This is a genomic window from Siansivirga zeaxanthinifaciens CC-SAMT-1, from assembly GCF_000941055.1.
Classification (GTDB): Bacteria; Bacteroidota; Bacteroidia; order Flavobacteriales; family Flavobacteriaceae; genus Siansivirga; species Siansivirga zeaxanthinifaciens.
Genome location: NZ_CP007202.1, coordinates 1171226 through 1195084 on the forward strand (window position 1 = coordinate 1171226; position 23859 = coordinate 1195084).

Here is a 23859-nt window from a genome sequence, read left to right on the forward strand (position 1 = left end):
AAGACGAACGACAACAATGACTGCTTTATTAACAATTATAGTTTTAGTATTTATTTTAGTTGCCATTTGGCAAATGGTAAAGATTTTCGATTTAGCACAAGCTAAAAACGAAAATTCACAAGTGGCCAACGATAAAGATAATACAGTGAATGGTTATTTAATGATGGGCTTTTTAGCTTTCATTTATGTAATTACTATTGTATGTTTTGTTAAATGGGGTGATTTGCCTTTATTATCTAATTCGGCCTCAGAACATGGGTCTACAATAGATAGTTTAATGATCATTTCTTTGGTAATTATATTTTTTGTACAAACCTTAACACAATTTCTTTTACATTATTTTGCTTTTAAATACAAGGGTGAAAAAGGTAAAAAAGCTTTGTTCTTTGCCGATAACAATAAATTAGAGGCTATTTGGACTATTATTCCAGTTATCGTTTTAGCAGGGTTAATTATATATGGTTTAAATACTTGGATTAACATTATGGGTGTAGATGAAAGTGAAGATCCTTTAGTGGTTGAACTTTATGCGCAACAATTTAACTGGACAGCTAGATATGCTGGTGCAGATAACACTTTAGGAAAAGCAAATGTTCGTTTAATTGATATTGATAAAGCCAATGTTTTAGGAGTAGATGAATCTGACCCGTATGCTCAAGATGATATCATCGTTAAAGAATTACACTTACCAGTAGGTAAACCTGTTTTATTTAAAATGCGTTCTCAAGATGTTTTACACTCTGCTTACATGCCTCATTTTAGAGCACAAATGAACTGTGTGCCTGGTATGATTACTCAGTTTGGTTTCACACCAACAGTTACCACAGCAGAGATGAGACTGTCTACAGATATTTCAGATAAAGTAGCACATATAAATGAAATTAGAGTTGAGAAAAGTAAAGCTTTAGCTGCTAAAGGTGAAGATGCTTTAGATCGTTACGAGTTTGATTACCTTTTATTATGTAATAAAATTTGTGGTACTTCTCATTACAATATGCAAATGAAAATTATCGTAGAAACTCAAGAAGAATTCGATGCTTGGATTAAAGAACAAAAAGCATTTAAAAACTCTTTAACTAACTAATCAATTAAAAGATAATATATAGATTATGTCAGCACACGCAGATACTCACGCACACGACGACCACGGACATCATCATAAAGAAAGATTTGTGACTAAATATATTTTTAGTCAAGATCATAAAATGATTGCTAAACAGTATCTTATTACAGGTACTTTAATGGGAATTATTGGTATTCTAATGTCAATCATGTTTCGTATGCAAATCGCTTGGCCTCAAGAGCCAAATGTGTTATTTGAAGCATTATTAGGCAAATGGGCACCTGAAGGTGTTATGGACGCCGATATTTATCTGGCTTTAGTAACCATACACGGTACAATCATGGTGTTTTTCGTATTAACAGCAGGTTTAAGTGGTACATTTAGTAACTTACTAATACCGCTTCAAATTGGTGCTCGTGATATGGCATCTGGATTCCTAAATATGGTTTCTTACTGGTTGTTTTTCTTGTCTTCTATAGTAATGGTAATTTCGTTATTTGTTGAAGCGGGACCAGCTGCTGCGGGTTGGACAATTTATCCGCCTTTAAGTGCTTTACCATTGGCACAAGGTGGTTCTGGAATGGGTATGACTTTATGGTTAGTATCTATGGCAATTTTTATTGCATCATCACTTTTAGGATCACTTAACTACGTTGTTACTGTACTTAATTTAAGAACCAAAGGGATGTCTATGACTAGATTACCATTAACAATCTGGACATTCTTTATTACTGCTGTAATTGGTATTATATCATTCCCAGTTTTATTATCTGCTGCGTTATTACTTATCATGGATAGAAGTTTTGGTACTTCTTTCTTTTTATCAGATATATTTATTCAAGGTGAAGTTTTACATTATCAAGGAGGCTCACCTGTATTATTTGAGCATTTATTTTGGTTCTTAGGTCACCCAGAGGTATATATTGTAATTTTACCTGCTATGGGACTTGTTTCTGAAATTATGGCTTCTAACTCTAGAAAACCAATTTTCGGATACCGTGCCATGATTGCTTCAATTTTAGCTATCGCATTTTTATCTACCATTGTTTGGGGTCACCATATGTTCGTATCGGGTATGAATCCTTTTTTAGGATCTGTATTTACATTTACAACCTTATTAATTGCAATTCCATCTGCCGTAAAAGCTTTTAACTGGATTACTACGCTTTGGAAAGGTAACTTACAAATGAACCCTGCTATGTTATTTTCTATTGGGTTTGTTTCTACCTTTATTACTGGTGGTTTAACTGGTATTATTTTAGGAGATAGTGCATTAGATATTAATGTGCATGATACCTATTTCGTAGTTGCTCACTTCCATTTAGTAATGGGTATTTCTGCACTTTACGGTATGTTTGCAGGTATTTATCATTGGTATCCAAAAATGTTTGGTCGAATGCTAAACAAAAACTTAGGATATATTCACTTCTGGATAACTGCTGTTTGTGCTTACGGTGTGTTTTTCCCAATGCATTTTATAGGTATGGCAGGTTTACCACGTCGTTACTATACAAACACAAATTTCCCGTTATTCGATGATTTAGCAAACGTAAATGTTGTTATTACCATGTTTGCTATTATAGGTGGTATTGCACAGATTGTATATTTATACAATTTCTTTATCAGTATTTTTTACGGTAAAAAAGCATCACAAAATCCTTGGAGTTCAACAACTTTAGAGTGGACAACCCCTGTTGAGCATATTCACGGAAACTGGCCTGGTGACATACCTCATGTTCACAGATGGCCTTACGATTATAGTAAGCCAGGACATGATGTCGATTTTGTTCCACAAAACATTCCGTTAAAAGACGGCGAAGAAGAATTACAGCACTAATTTATTAGTTAACTATATTAAAATAAAAAAGCCTTTCTATAATTAGAGAGGCTTTTTCTTTATATTTGTTTTTAATGATTTTTATTCCCAATGAATAGGGAATCTAAGCTATGAATGAAAACCTAGATCCAACAAAAGCAAGTTTTACACCCGAAGAGTTAGATGTCGAAAAGAAATTAAGACCTCTGGCCTTTAGCGATTTTACAGGTCAAGATCAAGTACTTGAAAATTTAAAAATATTTGTTCAAGCAGCAAACCTGCGTGACGAGGCTTTAGATCACACATTGTTTCATGGCCCACCTGGTTTAGGAAAAACAACTTTAGCACACATACTAGCTAACGAACTTAATGTAGGTATAAAAGTAACATCGGGTCCTGTTTTAGATAAGCCCGGAGACCTAGCTGGTTTGTTAACAAATTTAGACGAACGTGATGTGCTTTTTATTGATGAAATACACCGGCTTAGCCCCATAGTTGAAGAGTATTTATATTCCGCTATGGAAGACTATAAAATCGATATCATGATAGAGTCTGGGCCCAACGCAAGAACCGTTCAAATAAATCTTAATCCCTTTACATTAATTGGCGCCACAACGCGCTCCGGATTGTTAACAGCACCCATGCGTGCCCGTTTTGGTATTCAAAGCAGATTACAATATTACAACACCGAATTATTAACAACCATTGTGCAACGAAGCGCTTCCATTTTAAATATGCCCATATCTATGGAGGCTGCCATAGAAATTGCAGGCCGAAGCCGAGGTACACCTCGTATTGCGAATGCCTTATTGCGTAGAGTTCGAGATTTTGCTCAAATAAAAGGCAATGGAACCATAGATATCGCCATAGCAAAATTTGCCTTAAAAGCGCTAAATGTTGACGCTTACGGTCTAGATGAAATGGACAATAAAATACTCGTAACCATTATCGATAAGTTTAAAGGAGGGCCCGTAGGTATAACAACGCTTGCCACCGCAGTTAGCGAAAGTGCCGAAACCATCGAAGAGGTTTACGAGCCATTCTTAATTCAGCAAGGGTTTATTATGCGTACACCTCGAGGCCGCGAAGTTACCGAACAAGCCTATAAACATTTAGGAAAAATTAAAGGAGGCATTCAAGGCGGTTTATTTTAGGGCATTCCCCAAGGGTCGCGCTTTCGCAAGTCGCTTTTTTGTAATTAAAAAAAAAATACAAAAAGAGCTCCAACAATTGCTCAATCGCTAATGCAGCATGTACAACAAACAAACAAATACAGAACGTATTAAAACCGAAGCCAAACGCCTCGGTTTTTTGTCGTGTGGTATAAGCAAAGCAGGTTTTTTAGAAGAAGAAGCACCCCGTTTAGAACGCTGGTTAAATAAAAACATGCACGGGCAAATGCATTACATGGAAAATCATTTTGATAAGCGTTTAGACCCAACTAAATTGGTAGAAGATTCTAAAAGCGTTATCTCCTTACTAATAAATTATTTTCCCGAAGACACTCAAACCGACGCCAGTTTTAAAATATCTAAATATGCTTATGGCACCGATTATCATTATGTAATTAAAGATAAATTAAAACAACTATTACATTTTATTCAAGAAAACATAGGCGATGTGTATGGTCGAGCTTTTGTAGATTCGGCACCAGTTTTAGATAAAGCTTGGGCTTCTAAAAGTGGTTTAGGCTGGATAGGAAAAAACAGTAATTTATTAACGCAGCAAGTAGGCTCGTTTTATTTTATTGCCGAATTAATTGTTGATTTAGATTTAGAATACGATTTACCAACAACCAATCACTGTGGTACTTGTGCCGCATGTATAGATGCCTGTCCAACGCAAGCCATTACAGAACCTTATGTGGTAGATGGTAGCAAATGTATTTCTTACTTTACTATAGAATTAAAAGAAAATATTCCAACCGAATTTAAAGATAAAATGGACGATTGGATGTTTGGTTGCGATGTGTGCCAGGATGTTTGTCCGTGGAATCGATTTTCTAAGCCTCATAAAGAGCCACTTTTTAATCCGCATCCCGAATTACTTTCCATGACTAAAAAAGACTGGGAAGACATTACCGAAGATGTTTTTAAAAAAGTATTTAAAGATTCGGCAGTAAAACGTACTAAGTTTTCTGGGTTAAAACGAAATATCGATTTTTTAAAATAAAATATCTTACAACTTGTTTTTTTGCGTTAGGGATAGCAGCGTAAAGCCCACAGCGAGGTACGAGCGCGGACTTGCAGCGTATAGCCCGACCCTTGTGGTAACGCCATAATAATTTAAGATACGGTTTTTGTAGATTCGCGTTTTACGAGGTCGGTGTCTAAAACAATGTCTTTAAAAACCACAGGTTTGTTATTTTTTCGTTGTTTAATTTCTTTGTAAAGTTGCTTAAAGGCTGTTTTGCCCATTAAGTAACCGGGTTGGTCTATGGTGGTTAGGGTTGGCGAAATTACCGAAGACATAAACCAGTTGCTAAACCCTACAATGGCGATGTCGTCGGGCATTTTTACGCCTTGTTTGTTAAATTCGGTCATGGCGCCAATGGCAACCAAATCGGTGTTTATAAAGATGCCATCGACATCGTTGTGGTCTTTAAGTAATTGTTGGGCATTTTTTTTGCCTTCTTCAAAACTCATATCGCCACACTCGCAAATGTAAACCAGCGAGGGGTCGTAGGGCATATTATTGTCTAAAAGGGCTTTTTTATACCCTAAAAACCGATCGATAGAATTTTGTGGCAACAAAGCACCCCGAAAATGGGCGATGCGTTTACAACCGGTATCTATTAAATGTTGTGTAGCTATGTAAGCCGCTTTACGGTCGTCTATGATAACTTTTGAGCATTTTACAATTTTTGCAATTTTATCGAACATGACTAGTGGTTTGTCTTGAGCAATAACTTCGTTTAAGTGATTAAAGTTGGCGGTACCGTTGGCCAATGAAATGAGTATGCCATCGACACGATGACTCATTAGTAAATCGATTTGCTTTTTTTCTAATTCGTACGATTCATTCGATTGCAGTATGATAACCAGATACCCTTTTTTTTCTGCCTGTGATATGATACCTTTAATAACACTCGAAAAAAAGTGATGAACAATAACGGGTATTATTAACCCTATGGTTTTAGATTCTTTGGTGCGTAAATTAACGGCAAAGGCATTGGGTTTATAGTTTAAAGTCTTAGCAAGTTCTTTAACAAGCGCTTTTGTTTTTGGGCTTACATCGGGATAATCTTTTAACGCTTTAGAAACGGTTGTTACAGAAATGTTTAAGTGCTCTGCTATTTGTTTTAGGGTAACGGGTTTCATTTAAAAATTATAATTTAATGTTTAAATATATAATAAAATTTGGTTTTCGAAAACGTTTTCGGTAAAATCGATAACGTTTTCGGTATTATAATCTTAATTTTTATTAGTTCTAAATGTAAATTGCTCAAGAATTCAACTAAAAAAATATTAAATTAATTAAAATTACTACAATGAATACAATTAAAACTAAATGGAGTGTTTTGTTTCTTTTGTTATTTTCTATAACAGGTATGGTTGCTCAGTCAACTATTTCGGGAACAGTAAAAGACCAAACAGGTGAACCTCTTGGAGGGGTAAACGTTATTTTAAATGGAACAACTAAAGGGTCGGTTTCAGATTTTGATGGAAATTTTTCTATTACTAATGTAGAAAACGGAACTTACGATTTAAAGGCGACATTTTTAGGTTATAAAACCTTTTCTAAAAGCATAACCGTAAATGGTGCCGATGTAACAGTTGATTTTACAATGCAAGAAGATGCCGCTTCACTAGATGAAGTTGTTGTTACGGGTGTTGTAAATCCGAAATCTAAAATAGAATCGAGTGTTTCGGTTTCTACCATGGATGTAAAACTTATTGAACAAGCATCGCCAAGAAGTGCTGGTGAACTTTTTAGAAATGTACCTGGTATTCGTGCCGAGTCTTCGGGTGGTGAAGGTAATGCTAACTTTAACGTACGTGGTGTACCGGTATCGTCTGGAGGATCTAGATATTTTCAAATACAAGAAGATGGTTTACCTTTAAATTTATTTGGTGATACGTCTTTTGGAAATTCTGATAACTTTTTGCGTATCGATTCTAATATAAGCCGCGTGGAGGCTATTAGAGGGGGTTCTGCTTCTACACAAACATCTAACGGACCAGCGGGAATTATAAACATGATTAGTAAAACTGGACGTACCGAGGGTGGATCGATTGGAGCAACTTACGGTTTAGATTTTCAAAGCAGCCGATTAGATTTTGAATACGGAACACCCATAGGAGATGGTTTATTTTACCATATTGGAGGTTTTATGAGAACAGGTGAAGGACCTAGAGACATTGGTTACCAAGGAAATAAAGGTGGACAAATAAAAGCAAATCTTACCAAAGAATTTAAAAATGGTTACGTGCGTACTTACTTTAAATTTTTAAATGATAAATCGGTTATGTATTTACCAATGCCTATGTTATTAAAAGGCGATAATGCTAACCCAAAGTTTGCAAACTTACCTGGATTCGATATTACTAATGATGCAGTACAATCGGCTTACTTACAACAAAGTGCAGGAACTTCTCCTTTTAATGGCGGTGGAACTCATGTTAATGATGTTAGAAATGGAAACAATCCGAAGTCTACTGCTATTGGAGCCGAGTTTTCTTTTGATTTAGGTGACGATTGGAAAGTGAATGGTAAAGCAAGATATTCTAATAATTCTGGAGAATGGGTTGCACCATTTACAGCTGCCGTTGGAACAGTTTCTGAAATTGAAACGACTGCAAGAACAGCTGCTAACGCTACAGGTGCTTTAGTTTATAGCGATGGCAACAGAGAAGCTTTCAATCCAGATAACGGATTAGCACAGATTATACACATGTTTGATGTTACTATAGACGATTTAAGTAACTTCTTTAGCGATGTGAAAATATCTAAAAAACTTACAGACAATATTGGTGTAACTGCTGGTTTATTTAGTGCTACTCAAAATACAAAAATAGGATGGCAATGGAGTTCATTCCTTTCTGAAGTAAAAGGTGGCGGTCAGGCTCGTTTAGCAGATTTCGATGGTTTCTCTAGAAACGGACAATATTCTTACGGGACACCAGTTTGGGGTAACTGTTGTCAAAGAAAATATAACACTGTACATAATGTAAATTCTCCATATGTTGGTTTAGATGCCGATATTACCGATAAATTAAATTTTGATGGTAGTATTCGTTTTGAAAATGTTAAAGTAACAGGTAACATTCAAGGTGGTCCAACAAGTCAAGGTAATTACGATTATGATGGCGATGGAGTAATTCAAGGTATTGAAGAAAGTGTGCCAGTAATTACAGGGAATGCAGGACAAATAGTAAACGATAAATACAATTTCGTATCGTATTCTGCGGGTCTTAATTACAAATTAAATGAAGGTGCTGCTGTTTTTGCTAGATATAGTTCGGGTGCTTCAGGACGTGCTGCCGATAGAAATAATTATGGTTTAGATGGTAAAGCCGATGTACAATACGATGAGCTTTCTCAATTAGAAGTTGGTTATAAAAAGAGACTAAAAAATGGTATTCTTAATTTAACTGGATTTATGAGTAAAACAGAAGAAGGTTTAAGTAACGAATTAAACAGAACAGTTGGTAATTCTTTTAAAGCTGTTGGTATCGAGGCTGAAACTGGACTAACTTATGGTAATTTCGATATTAACGGGTCGGTAACTTGGACCAAAGCAGAAATTGATGGTGGTGCAAATAAAGGAAATACACCAAGAAGACAAGCCGATTTTGTATATAACGTATCACCAACATACAGCTACGGTAAAACGAAACAACACATACTTGGTTTAAGTGTTTTAGGAACTTCTAAATCGTATGCTCAAGACGATAACGCATTAGTAATGCCAGCGTATGCTTACTTTAACTTATTTGCTAAAATTGGTTTAACTGAAGGATTATCTCTAGGATTTAACGTTAACAACCTGTTTGATACTGTAGGTATTACAGAAGTAGAAGGAAATGGCGATGGTGCTTTTGGATCGGATCGTTTAGTTAGAGCAAGATCAATTAGTGGTCGTTCTACAACCATGTCTTTACAATATAAATTTTAAGAAAACTTAATTAATAGCGATTTTTAAGTGTGAAATTAGGGTTGGTTTTAATTGTAAAATGAGCCAACCCTTTTTTAAAATTTTATTACATATGAAATATTGGTCTCTTTTACTGTTTTTGTTAGTGGCAATACATACAAGTGCGCAAGTGCAAAATACGACTGTCGATTCTAAAAAGCCTTCTAAAATTATTGTTTACGGAAGTGATACCTGTCATTTCTGCATAGATACTAAGGCTTATTTAAAAGCACATAATGTTGCATTTGTTTATTATGATGTAGATGTTAATTTGCCAAAACAGAATGAGATGATACTTAAATTGACTAAAGCAAAAATTGATGTTTCTCAATTAAGCTTACCTGTAATAGATAAGGATGGAGAGGTGTTTACTAACAGTATAGATTTTGAGAAATTTCTTGAAAAAATCATTCAATAAATCCTAAAAAAAAAGGCATTATGATAGGCAAGGTAAAGTTAAGTTTTTGGCAAATTTTGAATATGAATGTTGGCTTTTTTGGAATCCAATATAGTTTTGGATTACAACAAAGTGCCGTAACGCCCATTTACGATTTTTTAGGCGCCAGCCCAGATCAAATTCCTATTTTACATCTTGCTGGTCCAGTAACCGGTTTGTTAGTACAACCCATTATTGGCGCATTAAGTGATAAAACCTGGAGTCCGAGATTTGGAAGAAGAAAACCTTTTTTTCTAATCGGTGCCATATTATGCAGTTTAGCATTATTAGCTTTTCCTTTTAGTAGTTCTCTATGGATGGCCGCTGGGTTATTATGGATTTTAGATATTGGAAACAACACCGCCATGGAACCTTACAGAGCGTTAATAGCAGATAAGCTAGATGAAGAACAACAACCGCTCGGTTTTCAAATGCAAAGTTTTTTTACGGGATTAGGGCAAGTTTTGGCTAACGTTTCGCTTTTTGTTTTTCCCATCATTTTTATTGGAGCAACAGGCTCGCTACCTACGTGGGTATATGCGTCTTTCTTTTTAGGGGCTATTTGTTCTGTTGGAACTATTTTATGGAGTATCAGCAAAACCAAAGAGAATCCGCCAACGCCTCAAGAGTTATTAAAACTTCAAGAGAAACGAAGTGTTTTAGAACCTTTATTAGAAATTTTTTCAGCCATAAAATTTATGCCTAAAGTAATGTGGCAACTGGCTTTGGTTTATTTATTTCAATGGTATGCTTTGTTTTGTTACTGGCAAAATTCATCTAAAAGTGTAGCGCTTTCTGTTTGGAATGCTACGCCTGTTAATAAAGAAGCTTACAGCGAAGCGGTGGGTTGGACAGGTTTGGTTAATGGTTGGTATAATGTTGTTACTTTCTTGGTGGCTTTTGCTCTTGTAGGTTTTGCAAAAAAATACAGTGCTAAAAAAGTACATGCTTTTTGTTTGTTGCTTGCAGCAATAGGTTTTTTAGTGTTCCCTCATATCGAAAATAAAAACTTATTATTTTTTGCAATTACCGGTTTTGGTATTGGATGGGCGAGTATGATGGGCATTCCATATTTAATGGTTGTTTCAGATATTCCTAAAGAGCGCTACGGGGTTTACATGGGCATAATTAATATGATGATTGTTATTCCTATGATTTTACAAACCGTATCCTTTGGTTACATTTTAAAGCATTTTTTAAATAACGATCCCAGAAATGCTATAACATTTGCGGGTGTACTTTTGTTATTAAGCGCAATTTTAACCCTTTTTATTAAAAGTAAAAAGGTTGCCGATGATGTGAAATTTGTTTCTACAGTTCACTAAATCAAACTAATTAAATTATTATGAAAGATATTGACATTTTATGTGTTGGTGAAGTTCTTGTAGATTTTATAGGGCACCAACCCGGAGTGCAAATAAATAATACCAGAGATTATCACAGATATTTGGGTGGCTCACCAACAAACGTTGCTATGAACTCAACCCGTTTGGGTTTAAAATCTGTTATGGTTGCTACTGTTGGTAATGATGGTTTTGGTGAATATATTTTTGAACGATTAAATGCTGTTGGTGTAAATACAAATTATATAAAACAGTTAGATGATAAACCAACCAGCGTAATTTTTGTTTCCAGAACCGATGGCACTCCCGAGTTTATTCCGTTTCGCGAAGCCGATTGTTTTATTTCAAACGATCAAATTACAGATGCTATGTTGGCTGAAGCAAAAATATTTCATACTACTTGTTTTGCATTAAGTAAACAGCCTGCACAAACTACAATTTTACAAAAGGCAGAAGCCGCGTTTAATGCGGGATGTAAATTAAGTATCGATGTAAATTATGCTAAAAAACTTTGGTCTAGTCAAGAAGAAGCTTTTAAAGTCATAAAATCGTATTGCAAATTTAATCCGTTAATAAAAATAAGCGAAGACGATATGGAACGCCTGTTTGAAAAGTCTTTGCCTCACAGCGAAATTTTTCAATTTTTCCACAATCAAGGTGTCGATGTTGTTTGTTTAACCTTAGGAAGTAAAGGGGTAAAGTTATCTCAAAAAGGTATTGGTATCATTGAAATGCCAGCCATAAAAGTTGAAAAAATTATGGATGCTACAGGAGCTGGAGATGCCTTTTGGTCGGGTTTTCTTTTTGCTTACATAAAAGAAAATGCAATGGAAGATTGCCTGAAGGTTGCCTTAAAATTGGCTGCACTTAAGCTTCAAAATGTAGGCAGATTGCCAGATAACATTAATATACTTTCTGAGTTACTATAAAGTGCTGCTATGAAAAAAGAAAATTCTACAATACAAGGTAACGGCGTTATGTTAAATGCCTATCCAGACAGTATAGGTCGTAATTTAAGTGATATGGTTACCATGCTTAAAATGCCCGAATTTGAAAATGCATTTTCATTGTTTTATGTATTACCAACCTTTTTTAATAGTGATTTAGACAGGGGTTTTTCTGTAATAGATTACAATTTAAATACAGATTTGGTTTCTAAGCACGATTTAGATGCCTTAGAAGCTTTAAACATAAAATTAAAATTTGATATTGTTTTAAATCATTTGTCGGTGGCTTCACCTCAATTTAAAGATTTACTTAAACACGGAAATAAATCGAAATACAAAGATTTCTTTATTAATTGGAATTCATTTTGGGAAGGTCATGGCACCATGGGTGAAGACGGTGTTGTAATTCCGAACGAGAATTTTCTAAGTAAATTGTTTATGAGAAAATCGGGATTACCCGTTCTAAAAGTTCGTTTCCCCGATGGTTCAGAGCAGCCTTATTGGAATACATTTTATCAGCAAATAACCTATAACAAAATATCACCTTCAGATTTAGATGCCATTCAAGGCATTAACAAAGTTGAAGCAGCAACTATTTGCGATATTGTAAATAATGCTCTTTCAAATAATGAAGACATAAACAAAATAAATTTTCAAGGTTTTGAATCTTTTAAAGATGAAATTTTACACGTTTTAGAACAAAACCGAAGTTACTTAGGTCAGATGGATGTTAATGCAAATTCACCGTTGGTTTGGGAATTTTACGAGGAAACACTGAGTAAATTAAACAGGTTCGGTTGTCAGATTTTGCGATTAGATGCTTTTGCCTATCTGCATAAAGAAATAGGTGAGTCTAACTTTTTTAACAAGCCAGGCACCTGGAATTATTTAGAGCGTATTAAGAGCATTGCCGAAAAAAACAACTTAGTATTGCTGCCCGAAATTCATGCAGAATACGGTTTAGGATTGCATCAAGAAGTAGCTAACAAAGGCTATTATATTTACGATTTTTTCTTGCCTGGTTTGGTAATTCATGCCCTAGAAACAGGAACAAGCCAAGCACTTAAAAAATGGGCCAACGAGATTATCGACAAAAATTACAAAACCGTCAACATGTTGGGCTGTCATGATGGAATTCCAGTGTTAGACTTAAAAGGAAAAGAAATAAATAATACATATAATAAAGGTTTGTTAGAAGATAGCGATATCGAACATATTATGAGTGTTATTATTAATCGTGGTGGTCGTGTTAAAAATTTATATGATGCCTCAGGAAATAAAATATCCTATTATCAGGTAAACGCAACCTTTTTTAGTGCCTTAGGCGAGAATGAACAAAAATTATTATTGGCCAGAGCTATTCAAATGTTTATGCCAGGAATTCCGCAAGTTTGGTATCTCGATATTTTTGCAGGTAAAAACGATTATAAAGCTGCCGATCAGGCTGGAAGTGGTGGGCATAAGGAAATAAACAGAACCACCTTGTCTATGGATGATGTCGCATCAGGATTAAAGTCGGAAATTGTAAAAAATCAACTTCAGCTTATAAAATTAAGAAACACTTTAGATGCCTTTTCAGGTAAGGTAACTATTAAAGATTCAACCGAAAACGCACTTGAAATTCTTTGGGAACACAACGACAGTTTTGCTTGTTTATCAGCAAATCTTCAAACATTAAAATTCAAAATTACTTATCAGCAAAGCGAAAAAATTGAGAATTTACAATTTTAACAGTAAAAATGAATTTAATATTATAATACTAAAAAAATGTTAAGATAGTACTATCAAAAAGTAATAAGTATAAGTCATTCATCGAATAGGATTGTTATCTTTGCTTGATAATGTTAATAAATATTACTCATGAGCGAAGATAGTAAACGCAGAGAGGCTTTAATATACCATGCCAAGCCAACTCCAGGAAAAATAAAAGTAGTTCCAACAAAAAAGTATGCCACCCAAAGAGACTTGTCTTTAGCATATTCCCCTGGTGTTGCAGAACCATGTTTAGAAATAGAAAAAGATAAAAATAACGCCTATAAATACACAGCTAAAGGAAATTTAGTTGCTGTTATCTCTAATGGTACAGCCGTATTAGGTCTAGGAAATATTGGTCCTGAAGCCTCAAAACCCGTAATGGAAGGGAAAGGCTTGTTATTCAAAATTTTTGCAGATATAGATGTTTTTGATATTGAAGTTGATACAGAAAATGTTGATGCTTTTATTGAAACGGTTAAAAACATAGCTCCAACTTTTGGAGGGATTAACTTAGAGGATATCAAAGCTCCTGAAGCATTCGAAATTGAGCGTCGTTTAAAGGAAGAATTAGATATTCCTGTGATGCACGACGATCAACATGGTACAGCCATAATATCGGCTGCTGCTTTAATCAATGCTTTAGAGATTGCTAAAAAGAAAATTGAAGAAGTAAAAATAGTTATAAGTGGCGCTGGAGCTGCTGCCATTTCTTGCTCACGATTATATCAGGCTTTTGGAGCTAAGCGTGAAAATATGGTGATGTTAGATAGTAAAGGTGTTATTAGAGACGACCGAGAAAATCTTTCTTCAGAAAAAGCCGAATTTGCTACACATTTAAAAATAGATACGCTTGAAGAAGCCATGAAAGATGCCGATGTATTTATAGGTTTATCTATGGCAAATATCGTATCGCCAGAAATGTTGCTTTCTATGGCAAAAACACCTATTGTGTTTGCTATGGCAAATCCAGATCCAGAGGTTAAATACGATATAGCGATTGCCACTCGAAAAGATATTATCATGGCTACAGGCCGAAGCGATCATCCTAACCAGGTTAATAATGTTTTAGGATTTCCGTTTATTTTTAGAGGTGCTCTAGACGTTCGTGCTACAAAAATTAATGAAGCTATGAAAATGGCTGCGGTTGAAGCCCTTGCACGATTAGCTAAAGAACCGGTTCCAGAACAAGTTAATATTGCTTACGGCGAAACCAGACTAACCTTTGGTAAAGAATATATTATCCCAAAACCATTCGACCCGCGTTTAATTGCCGAAGTACCACCGGCAGTAGCAAAAGCAGCGATGGAAAGTGGCGTGGCTCAAGAGCCTATAACCGACTGGGAAGCTTATAAAGATAAGTTAAGAGAGCGTTTAGGTTCCGATAATAAGCTGGTAAGACTACTGTTAAACCGTGCAAAATTAGCTCCAAAACGTGTGGTTTATGCAGAAGCCGATCAACTAGCTGTTTTAAAGGCCGCTCAAATTGTCTATGAAGAAGGTGTTGCTATTCCTATTTTATTAGGTAGAAAAGAAACTATTAAAAGTTTAATGGCAGAGATTGAATTTGATGCCGATGTTTTAATTATCGACCCAAAAACAGAGGAAGAAAACGAAAGAAAAAACAAATATGCACAAGTTTACTGGGAGCAACGCAAGCGTCGTGGTGTAACCCTATATGCAGCTCAACGTTTAATGAGAGAGCGTAATTATTTTGCTGCCATGATGATAAACGAAGGAGATGCCGATGCTTTAATTTCTGGTTACTCAAGAAATTACCCATCGGTTGTAAAACCTATGTTAGAGCTTATTGGTATGGCTAAAGGCTCGGCAAGAGTAGCAACTACCAACGTAATGATGACCAAACGTGGTCCATTGTTTTTAAGTGATACTTCTATTAATATTGACCCAGATTCTAAAGAGTTAACTAAAATTGCTCAAATGACATCTCATGTGGTTAAAATGTTCGGAATGAACCCTGTTATGGCTATGATTTCATATTCTAACTTCGGTTCTTCAGCAAATCCAAGAGCATCAAAAGTGCGTGATGCTGTAGCTCATTTACACCGTTATTACCCAGATATGATAGTTGATGGTGAGCTTCAAACAGACTTTGCTTTAAACCCTGAGATGTTAAAAGAGAAATTTCCATTTTCTAAATTGGTTGATAAAAAAGTAAATACTTTAATTTTTCCAAATTTAGATTCGGCGAACATAACGTATAAATTACTTAAAGAATTAAACGAAGCAGAATCCATTGGACCTATCATGATGGGTATGCGTAAACCTGTTCACATTTTACAATTAGGTGCTAGTGTAGACGAAATTGTAAACATGACTGCCATTGCGGTTATTGATGCCCAACAAAAGGAAATGCTGGAAAAGGAAAATGCAAAATAATATATTGTAAATAATTTTATTACTTTTGGTCGTATAACCAGTTACAATCATGATTACACATATTCAAGGGAAACTTGTAGAAAAAAATCCAACCGATGTTGTTATTGAATGTAATGGAGTAGGTTATATACTTAACATTTCCTTACATACATATTCGCAAATTCCTCATAATGAATTATTAAAATTATATACGCATTTACAAGTTAAAGAAGACTCCCATACGTTGTATGGGTTTTCTTCTTTGGTAGAACGCGAAGTTTTTAGGCTTTTAATTTCTGTAAGTGGGATAGGCGCAAGTATTGCACGCACGATGTTGTCGTCTTTAACGCCAAAACAAGTTATTGAAGGCATTGCAAGTAATGATGTTGCATTAATTCAATCTATCAAAGGAATTGGAGCAAAAACAGCACAGCGTGTTATTATAGATTTAAAAGACAAAGTTTTAAAAATCTACGATTTAGATGAAGTTTCTGTCTCTAAAGGCAATACCAATAAAGATGAAGCGTTATCTGCTTTAGAGGTACTTGGATTTGTAAGAAAACAGGCAGAACGTGTCGTTGAAAAAATAATCATATCAGAACCAGAAGCTTCTGTTGAAACCATTATAAAACAGGCTTTAAAAAATTTATAATAGATTTTGAATATAACTAACCTTATTTCTTATAAATCGAATTCAAGATATTACGCAAAGCGCAATATAATTGCGTTTATATTACTCTCAATTTTTACTTCATTAACTACTTGGGGACAACAAATACCAGTGCAAGATTCAGTTAAAACGGGATTTAGTCTTGGTAAAATTAAAACACCAAATCCAAACAGTGTAGAATCGAAATACACCTACGATGCGGTAACAAACAGATATATTTATACCGAGAAAATTGGCGCATTTAATATTAACTACCCCGTTATTTTAACACCAAAAGAGTATTATGCATTGGTGGCTAAAGAAAACATTAAATCGTATTATAAAGAAAAAATTAATGCTTTCGACGGTAAAAAAGAAGGGGCAGAAGATGCACAAAAAAACCTTTTACCCGAATTTTATGTGAATTCTGGTTTTTTTGAAAGTGTTTTTGGTGGTAATACTATAGAAGTTATCCCTCAAGGTTCGGTAGAAATGGATTTAGGAATCTTGTTTTCGAGACAAGATAACCCATCGTTTTCACCAAGAAACCGAAGTAATTTTACATTCGATTTCGATCAAAGAATTAGTTTAAGCTTACTAGGAAAAGTAGGAACTAGGTTGCAAGTTACAGCCAATTATGATACGCAGTCTACTTTCGATTTTCAAAATCTTATAAAATTAGAATACACACCTACCGAAGACGATATTCTACAAAAAATTGAAGTTGGTAATGTGAATATGCCTCTAAATAGCTCACTTATTACCGGTGCACAAAGTTTATTTGGGGTTAAAGCGCAATTACAGTTTGGAAAAACCACGGTAACAGGTGTTTTCTCTGAACAAAAATCACAAGGTAATACTGTTATCGCCCAAGGCGGAGGTACTGTTGAAGAATTTGAACTTTTTATTAGAGATTACGACGAAAATCGCCATTTCTTTTTAGCTCAATATTTTAGGGATACCTATGATTCGGCACTTAAAAATTATCCTTTTATTAATAACAAAGGTCTTCAAATTACCCGACTAGAAGTTTGGGTAACCAATAGAAGCAATCGCACCGAAAATGTAAGAAATATTTTAGCATTACAGGATTTAGGTGAGGCCGATTTAATTGGTTTGCAAAACCCTCCCGCAGGATTTGTTAATGTTAGTCCGGGTGCGATCCCCGACAACAAAAATAATGACTTCGATCCCACAAATATTGGTATTGGAGATTCAAAATTAACTACAGCCGTTCGAGACGTATCAACCGTTCAAAACGGTATTTTAGTTCCTAATGTAAACGAAGGTTTCGATTATGCAAAATTAGAAAATGCCCGAAAATTAGTTAATGGTCAAGAATATACTCTAAACTCAGATTTAGGGTACATTTCCTTAAATCAACGCTTAAATAACGACGAAGTTTTAGCTGTAGCATTTCAATATACTTTGGGCGGAAAAGTTTACCAAGTTGGTGAATTTGCAAACGATGGTGTTAACGCTACCGATGTTACTACCAATGGTAGCGGGCAAGTAACTGGTGTTGTAAACAGCAACTTAGTTTTAAAGATGCTAAAAAGTAGTATCACTAATGTAACGCAACCTGTGTGGAAGTTAATGATGAAAAACATTTACGACACAGGTGCTTTTAATTTAAGTCAGGAAGATTTTAAACTAAATATTTTTTATAACGAAGCATCACCCTTAAATTTTATAAAACCCGTTGGAGGAAGCTTTCCACTTGATGTTAATGGAAACCCTGTTTCTAGTAATACTGAAGACAGAGATTTAATACAAAACTCACCACTTTTAAGAGTTTTTAATTTAGATAAATTAAATTACAATAACGACCCACAGCTAAGAGGCGATGGATTTTTCGACTTTGTCCCTGGTATTACCGTGATTCCTCAAAACGGTAAAATTGTATTTACAAGTGCCGAGCCTTTTGGTGAATATTTATTTAATGTTTTGGGTGGTGGTAATTATGATAATGAAGCTTCTTATAACGACAATCAGAAAAAATATGTATTCGATGTGCTTTATAAAAGCACCAAGGCAAGAGCATTGGAATTTCCAGAAAAAAATAAATTTAAATTAAAAGGACTCTATAAATCTACTGGCAGTGATGGTATTCCAATTGGTTCTTTTAACGTGCCAAGAGGTTCTGTTAAGGTTACTGCAGGTGGTCGTGTTTTAGTAGAAGGTATCGATTATACAGTAAACTATCAGTTAGGGCGCGTTCAAATATTGGATGAAGCCTTAAAAGCATCCAACACACCCATTGAAGTCTCTACCGAAAACAACGCAATTTTTGGTCAGCAAACCAGACGTTTTACAGGAATTAACATAGAACATAAATTTAATGAGAATTTCCTTTTAGGAGCCACCTTATTAAACCTAAACGAACGTCCTATTACTCAAAAAGCAAATTACGGTACCGAACCCATTAATAATACCATTTTTGGTTTTAATGGTAATTATGCAACAAAAGTTCCTTTTTTAACACGATTTGCAAACATGTTGCCAAACATAGATACCGATGTGGAATCTAATTTATCGCTACGTGGTGAATTTGCTTATTTGGCTCCAGGAGCGCCAAAAGGCACTAGTTTAAATGGTGAGTCAACGTCTTATATCGATGATTTTGAAGGTTCTCAAAATGCCATCGATTTAAAATCTCAACAATCTTGGTTTTTATCGAGTAGGCCACTAGAAATTAACGGTACAACAGCATTCGACGATAACGGTATTGAAAACGGATATAATAGAGCCATGTTAAACTGGTACAATATAGATCCTATTTTTTATACTGGGCAACGCCCTAACGACATATCAGACAACGATATATCTAGTTTGTATACCAGCCGTGTATTTATTAATGAATTGTTTCCAGAGCGCGATTTAGTTCAAGGTCAGAATTCAGTTTTAAATACTCTAGACTTAGTATATTATCCTGGCGAAAGAGGGCCTTATAATTTCGACCCTTCCACTGTAAACGATGTTATTACCAATCCTCAAGAGTCATGGGCAGGTATTACACGTCAGTTAACATCAACCGATTTTGAGCAACAAAATGTCGAGTATATCGAGTTTTGGTTACAAGATCCTTTTCAGGAAAATCCAAATAACCCTGGAGGTAAACTGGTTTTCAACTTAGGAAACATTTCAGAAGATATCCTTAAGGATGGTAAAAAAATGTACGAAAACGGATTGCCAAAAGATGGTAATGTGAGTTTGTTAACACCTACAGACTGGGGTTCTGTAGTACCATTAAATCAATCGTTAATTTACGCATTCGATAGTACTGGTCAAGAACGTACCAATCAAGATGTTGGGTACGATGGTTATAACGATGTCGAAGAAATTGCAGCTTTTGGTTCTAATTTTGGGGACGACCCTTCAAAAGATAATTATACATACTTTTTAAACGCAGAAGGCGATATTTTCGAGCGTTATAAAAAGTATAATGGTGTGGAAGGAAATACGCCCGAGACATTTACAAATACAGATCGTGGTGCCAATACCCAGCCCGATGTTGAGGATATTAATCGCGACAATACCATGAACACGATTAATAGTTATTTCGAATATACCTTAGATATAAGAAGACAAAATTTACCAGAAACTCGTGAAGCCTTCGATAATCTGCCTGCTGGAAGTCCATTAAAAGAATTTTTAACAGATATTAAAATTGAACCGCGCGCGCTGCCAAACGGTCAAACAGAGCAGGTAAGATGGTATCAAGTTCGAATTCCTATAAATGTACCATTAGATAAGTTTGATGATAATGCATTTCCAGAATACAAACGTTACGGAGGTATTACAGATTTTAGATCCATTCGATTTGCTCGTATTTATTTAAAAGAGTTTACACAAAATACTATTTTCCGTTTTGGTACTTTAGATTTAGTTAGAAGTGAATGGAGACGTTATACGCAAGCTTTAGATAAAAACGATCCAACACCAGATGATGTTGATACAGAATTTTCAGTAGGCGTTGTTGGTACATTAGAAAATGAAGGTAGCTACCAAAGACCTCCTGGCATTGAGCCTGAAGAGTTGTTTAATAACAACACGGTTATTCAACAAAATGAACAATCATTGGTAGTAAATGTGTGTAACCTAGAATCGCAAGATTCTAGAGGGGTTTACAAAAACATTAGCTTAGATATGCGCCAGTTTAAGCGTTTACGAATGTTTATGCACCTAGAAGAAGAGGCGACAGGTATTCCTAACCAAAATACCGTAGTTGGTTTTATTAGAATGGGTAACGACCTTACCGAGAACTATTATCAAATAGAGATACCATTAAAAATTTCAGAGTCTCGAACGCGTGAAGGGCTTTGGCCAAAAGAAAATGAAATTGATTTGCCGCTAGATGTTTTAGGACAAATTAAAGCTTTAGGTATCGCTAATACGACGTTAAGCAACGAAGATCCTACCTTTTATAATGTAAATGATGGTGTTTTAGATGATACACCCGTAGCTGAATTCTCAGATTATACCTTAGGTCAACACAGAATAGCCATTAAAGGAAATCCAAATTTTGGTGATATTAGAACTTTAATGGTAGGTTTAAAAAACGGTATTGGAAACAGTGCTACCGATGCGCCACCAATAATTTCGCCCGTTTGTGCCACAGCTTGGTTTAATGAATTACGCTTATCAGACATGGATAACGAAGGTGGTTGGGCTGCCGTTGTAAGTATGGACACCAATATTGCCGATTTTATGAATATAAGTGCCACTGGAAGACAAAGTACCTCTGGTTTTGGTGGTATCGAGCAAGGGCCAAGTCAACGTAGTTTAGAAGATGTTAAACAATATGATGTAGTAACCAATGTAAATGTTGGGCAGTTGCTTCCAAAAAAATGGGGCATTCAATTACCATTTAATTATTCGCAAAGTGAAGAATTAATAACGCCTAAATACGATCAATTTTACGAAGATTTAACTTTAGACTCTCGCATTGAAGCCGCAACAAGCAATGCCCAACGCGAACAAATAAAACAACAATCGGAAGATTATACCAAGCGTCAAAGTATCAATTTTATTGGAGTAAGAAAAACAAGAACAAGCGATGCTAAACCTCGTTTTTACGATGTTGAAAATCTAACTTTAAATTATTCATACAATAAAGTATTTCACAGAGATTTTGAAATTGAAAATTCTGTAAATAAAACGATAAGAGCAGGTGCAAATTATGCCTATAACTTTGCGCCTTTAAAAATAGAACCATTTAAAAAGAACGACTCTTTATTTACAGGAAAATACTGGCGATTAATTAAGGATTTTAATCTTAATTTACTGCCTACTAGTTTTGCTCTTAATACCGATATTAACAGACAATTTAATAGTCAGCGCTTTAGAGAAGTCGAATTGGGTGGAGGTAATATTGGACTAGAGGAATTATTTAGAAGAAATTACACTTTCGATTTTCAATATACTATTAACTACAACTTAACCGATGCCTTAAGTTTAAATTTTACAGCTTCAAATAACAATATTGTTAGAAATTATTTTAAAGACAATATTATTAATGGAGAACAAGACGAAACACTAGATGTTTGGGATGGCTTCTTTGATGTGGGCGATCCAAACCGACAAACACAAAACTTAGGAGTTACCTACAAGCTTCCATTCAATAAACTCCCTATGTTAAATTTTATTGATGCCACTTATCAATACAACGGGAATTTTCAATGGCAAAAGGGATCCGACTTATATGGAGAATTAGAGGTAGATGGTAATACTTTCGATTTAGGAAATACCATTCAAAACTCCAATACACATAATATCAATTCAAGTTTAGACATGAATAGATTTTATAAATACATTGGCTTAGTTAAAAAACCAATTTCACGGGCACGAGCAAATCAAGGTTCGGCAGGAAGACCACCAGCACCAAATCAAGACAATGGTAAACCAGCAAAATCAAAGAATCAATCGACTACAAAATTGTTAAATGCAGGTGTAGATATTCTAACTAGTATTAAACGCATTCAGTTAAATTATTCCGAGAATAACGGAACTTTTTTACCAGGATATCTACAAACACCTGGTTTTATAGGAACCATGAGGCCAACTGTAGGATTTACATTTGGTAGCCAAAGTGATGTTAGATTTTTAGCTGCAAAACGTGGTTGGTTAACCTTATTCCAGGAATTTAATCAGCAGTATACCACTACAAACACAAAACAATTAGATCTTTCGGCTAGTTTAGAACCTGTAAGAGATTTAAAAATCGATTTAATTGGAAACAGAGCCTATTTCGAAAACTATACCGAGAATTACAGAGTTAATAACAACGCAGGTGAATATGAGTACGAATCGCTAACACCTAACACGTTTGGTAATTTTAATATTTCAACCATATTAATAAAAACGTCATTTAGTAAAAGCGACGAAACAACTTCTGAAGCCTTTAATGAATTTAGATCGAACCGTTTAACAATTGCGCGTAGATTGGCTCAGGCCAACGGCGTTAATATTACAGATGTAGATGCTGAAGGATACCCAAAAGGATTTGGTAAAAACAGCCAAGCCGTTTTATTACCAGCATTTTTAGCAGCATATTCTGGTCAGGATGCTAGTAAGGTTAAAACATCGGCGTTTAGAGATGTTCCTTTACCAAACTGGGATTTAAAATACTCAGGTTTCATGAAGTTTAACTGGTTTAAAAAACGTTTCAAACGTTTTTCATTAACTCATGGCTATCGATCAACTTATACCATCAATCAGTTTCAGTCTAATTTAGATTATGTTCAACCCGATTTTAATAATCCTTACGATAATCAGCCTACAGAGGTAAGAGATCAATCTGGAAATTATAAAAATGAAACACTTTTTAGTAATATTAATTTAACAGAAATGTTTAGTCCTCTGGTTAGAATAGATTTCGAGATGAAAAATTCGGTAAAAATTTTAGCTGAAATTAAAAAAGACAGATTGTTATCTTTAAGCTTCGATAATAATTTAATGACCGAAGTTTTAGGTAACGAATATGTTGTTGGTTTAGGTTATAGAATTAAAGATTTACGAATTCGATCTAATTTGGCTGGGCCAAGTAAACGTATTGTGAGTGATTTAAACATGAAAGCAGATATTTCAATTCGCGATAATAAAACCATTATTCGTTATTTAGATTTAGAAAACAATCAAGTTACCTCGGGTCAAACCATTTGGGGACTTAAATATTCGGCCGATTATGCTTTTAGTAAAAACTTAACAGGTATATTTTATTTTGATTATACATTCTCAGAATATGCCATATCAACAGCATTTCCACAAACAACTGTTCGTTCGGGAATTACTATAAGATATAATTTTGGCAATTAACATTTTATTATGTTTGAATTT

General features: G+C 34.8%; 13 protein-coding genes. 12 read left to right on the forward strand and 1 reads right to left on the reverse strand.

Features of this window, described 5'->3' with window-relative positions; translation table 11 throughout:
* The first annotated feature begins 16 nt into the window (after window positions 1-16).
* The 4 genes from AW14_RS05225 (at window position 17) to queG (ending at window position 5051) form a co-directional block, all read left to right on the forward strand.
* The gene (locus AW14_RS05225; RefSeq protein WP_044637862.1) at window positions 17-1084 is read left to right on the forward strand and encodes a cytochrome c oxidase subunit II; all 1068 of its coding nucleotides are present in this window, start codon (window positions 17-19) and stop codon (window positions 1082-1084) included.
* 25 nt (window positions 1085-1109) lie between these two features.
* A complete protein-coding gene (locus tag AW14_RS05230; RefSeq protein WP_044637863.1) occupies window positions 1110-2900 on the forward strand; it encodes a cytochrome c oxidase subunit I in 1791 nt (596 codons plus the stop codon).
* A gap of 110 nt (window positions 2901-3010) precedes the next feature.
* Window positions 3011-4033 (forward strand): Holliday junction branch migration DNA helicase RuvB, encoded by a 1023-nt coding sequence (gene ruvB / locus AW14_RS05235; RefSeq protein WP_044637864.1) that lies wholly within the window; start codon window positions 3011-3013, stop codon window positions 4031-4033.
* 97 nt (window positions 4034-4130) lie between these two features.
* Window positions 4131-5051 carry a tRNA epoxyqueuosine(34) reductase QueG gene (queG, locus tag AW14_RS05240; RefSeq protein ID WP_044637865.1) on the forward strand — a complete coding sequence of 307 codons (921 nt, stop codon included), beginning with the start codon at window positions 4131-4133 and terminating at the stop codon, window positions 5049-5051.
* 113 nt (window positions 5052-5164) lie between these two features.
* Here queG and AW14_RS05245 read toward each other — a convergent pair whose 3' ends face one another.
* The gene (locus AW14_RS05245; RefSeq protein WP_044637866.1) at window positions 5165-6199 is read right to left on the reverse strand and encodes a LacI family DNA-binding transcriptional regulator; all 1035 of its coding nucleotides are present in this window, start codon (window positions 6197-6199) and stop codon (window positions 5165-5167) included.
* Window positions 6200-6369: 170 nt separating this feature from the next.
* Between AW14_RS05245 and AW14_RS05250 the strand changes: the two genes are divergently transcribed.
* The 8 genes from AW14_RS05250 (at window position 6370) to sov (ending at window position 23838) form a co-directional block, all read left to right on the forward strand.
* Complete coding sequence (locus AW14_RS05250; protein ID WP_052647436.1) at window positions 6370-8997, forward strand: TonB-dependent receptor domain-containing protein; 2628 nt, start codon at window positions 6370-6372, stop codon at window positions 8995-8997.
* A gap of 91 nt (window positions 8998-9088) precedes the next feature.
* Window positions 9089-9433 (forward strand): glutaredoxin family protein, encoded by a 345-nt coding sequence (locus AW14_RS05255; RefSeq protein ID WP_169744655.1) that lies wholly within the window; start codon window positions 9089-9091, stop codon window positions 9431-9433.
* A 20-nt stretch (window positions 9434-9453) separates the two neighbouring features.
* Window positions 9454-10776 (forward strand): MFS transporter, encoded by a 1323-nt coding sequence (locus AW14_RS05260; protein WP_084708776.1) that lies wholly within the window; start codon window positions 9454-9456, stop codon window positions 10774-10776.
* 20 nt (window positions 10777-10796) lie between these two features.
* Window positions 10797-11723 (forward strand): carbohydrate kinase family protein, encoded by a 927-nt coding sequence (locus AW14_RS05265; RefSeq protein WP_179944501.1) that lies wholly within the window; start codon window positions 10797-10799, stop codon window positions 11721-11723.
* A 9-nt stretch (window positions 11724-11732) separates the two neighbouring features.
* The gene (locus AW14_RS05270; RefSeq protein ID WP_044637870.1) at window positions 11733-13472 is read left to right on the forward strand and encodes an alpha-amylase family protein; all 1740 of its coding nucleotides are present in this window, start codon (window positions 11733-11735) and stop codon (window positions 13470-13472) included.
* Between the two features lie 129 nt (window positions 13473-13601).
* Entirely contained in the window at window positions 13602-15893 is a 2292-nt protein-coding gene (locus AW14_RS05275; protein WP_044637871.1) for an NADP-dependent malic enzyme, read from the forward strand.
* Window positions 15894-15942: 49 nt separating this feature from the next.
* A complete protein-coding gene (gene ruvA, locus AW14_RS05280) occupies window positions 15943-16524 on the forward strand; it encodes a Holliday junction branch migration protein RuvA (RefSeq protein WP_044637872.1) in 582 nt (193 codons plus the stop codon).
* A gap of 6 nt (window positions 16525-16530) precedes the next feature.
* A complete protein-coding gene (sov, locus tag AW14_RS05285) occupies window positions 16531-23838 on the forward strand; it encodes a T9SS outer membrane translocon Sov/SprA (RefSeq protein WP_044637873.1) in 7308 nt (2435 codons plus the stop codon).
* Window positions 23839-23859: the final 21 nt, after the last annotated feature.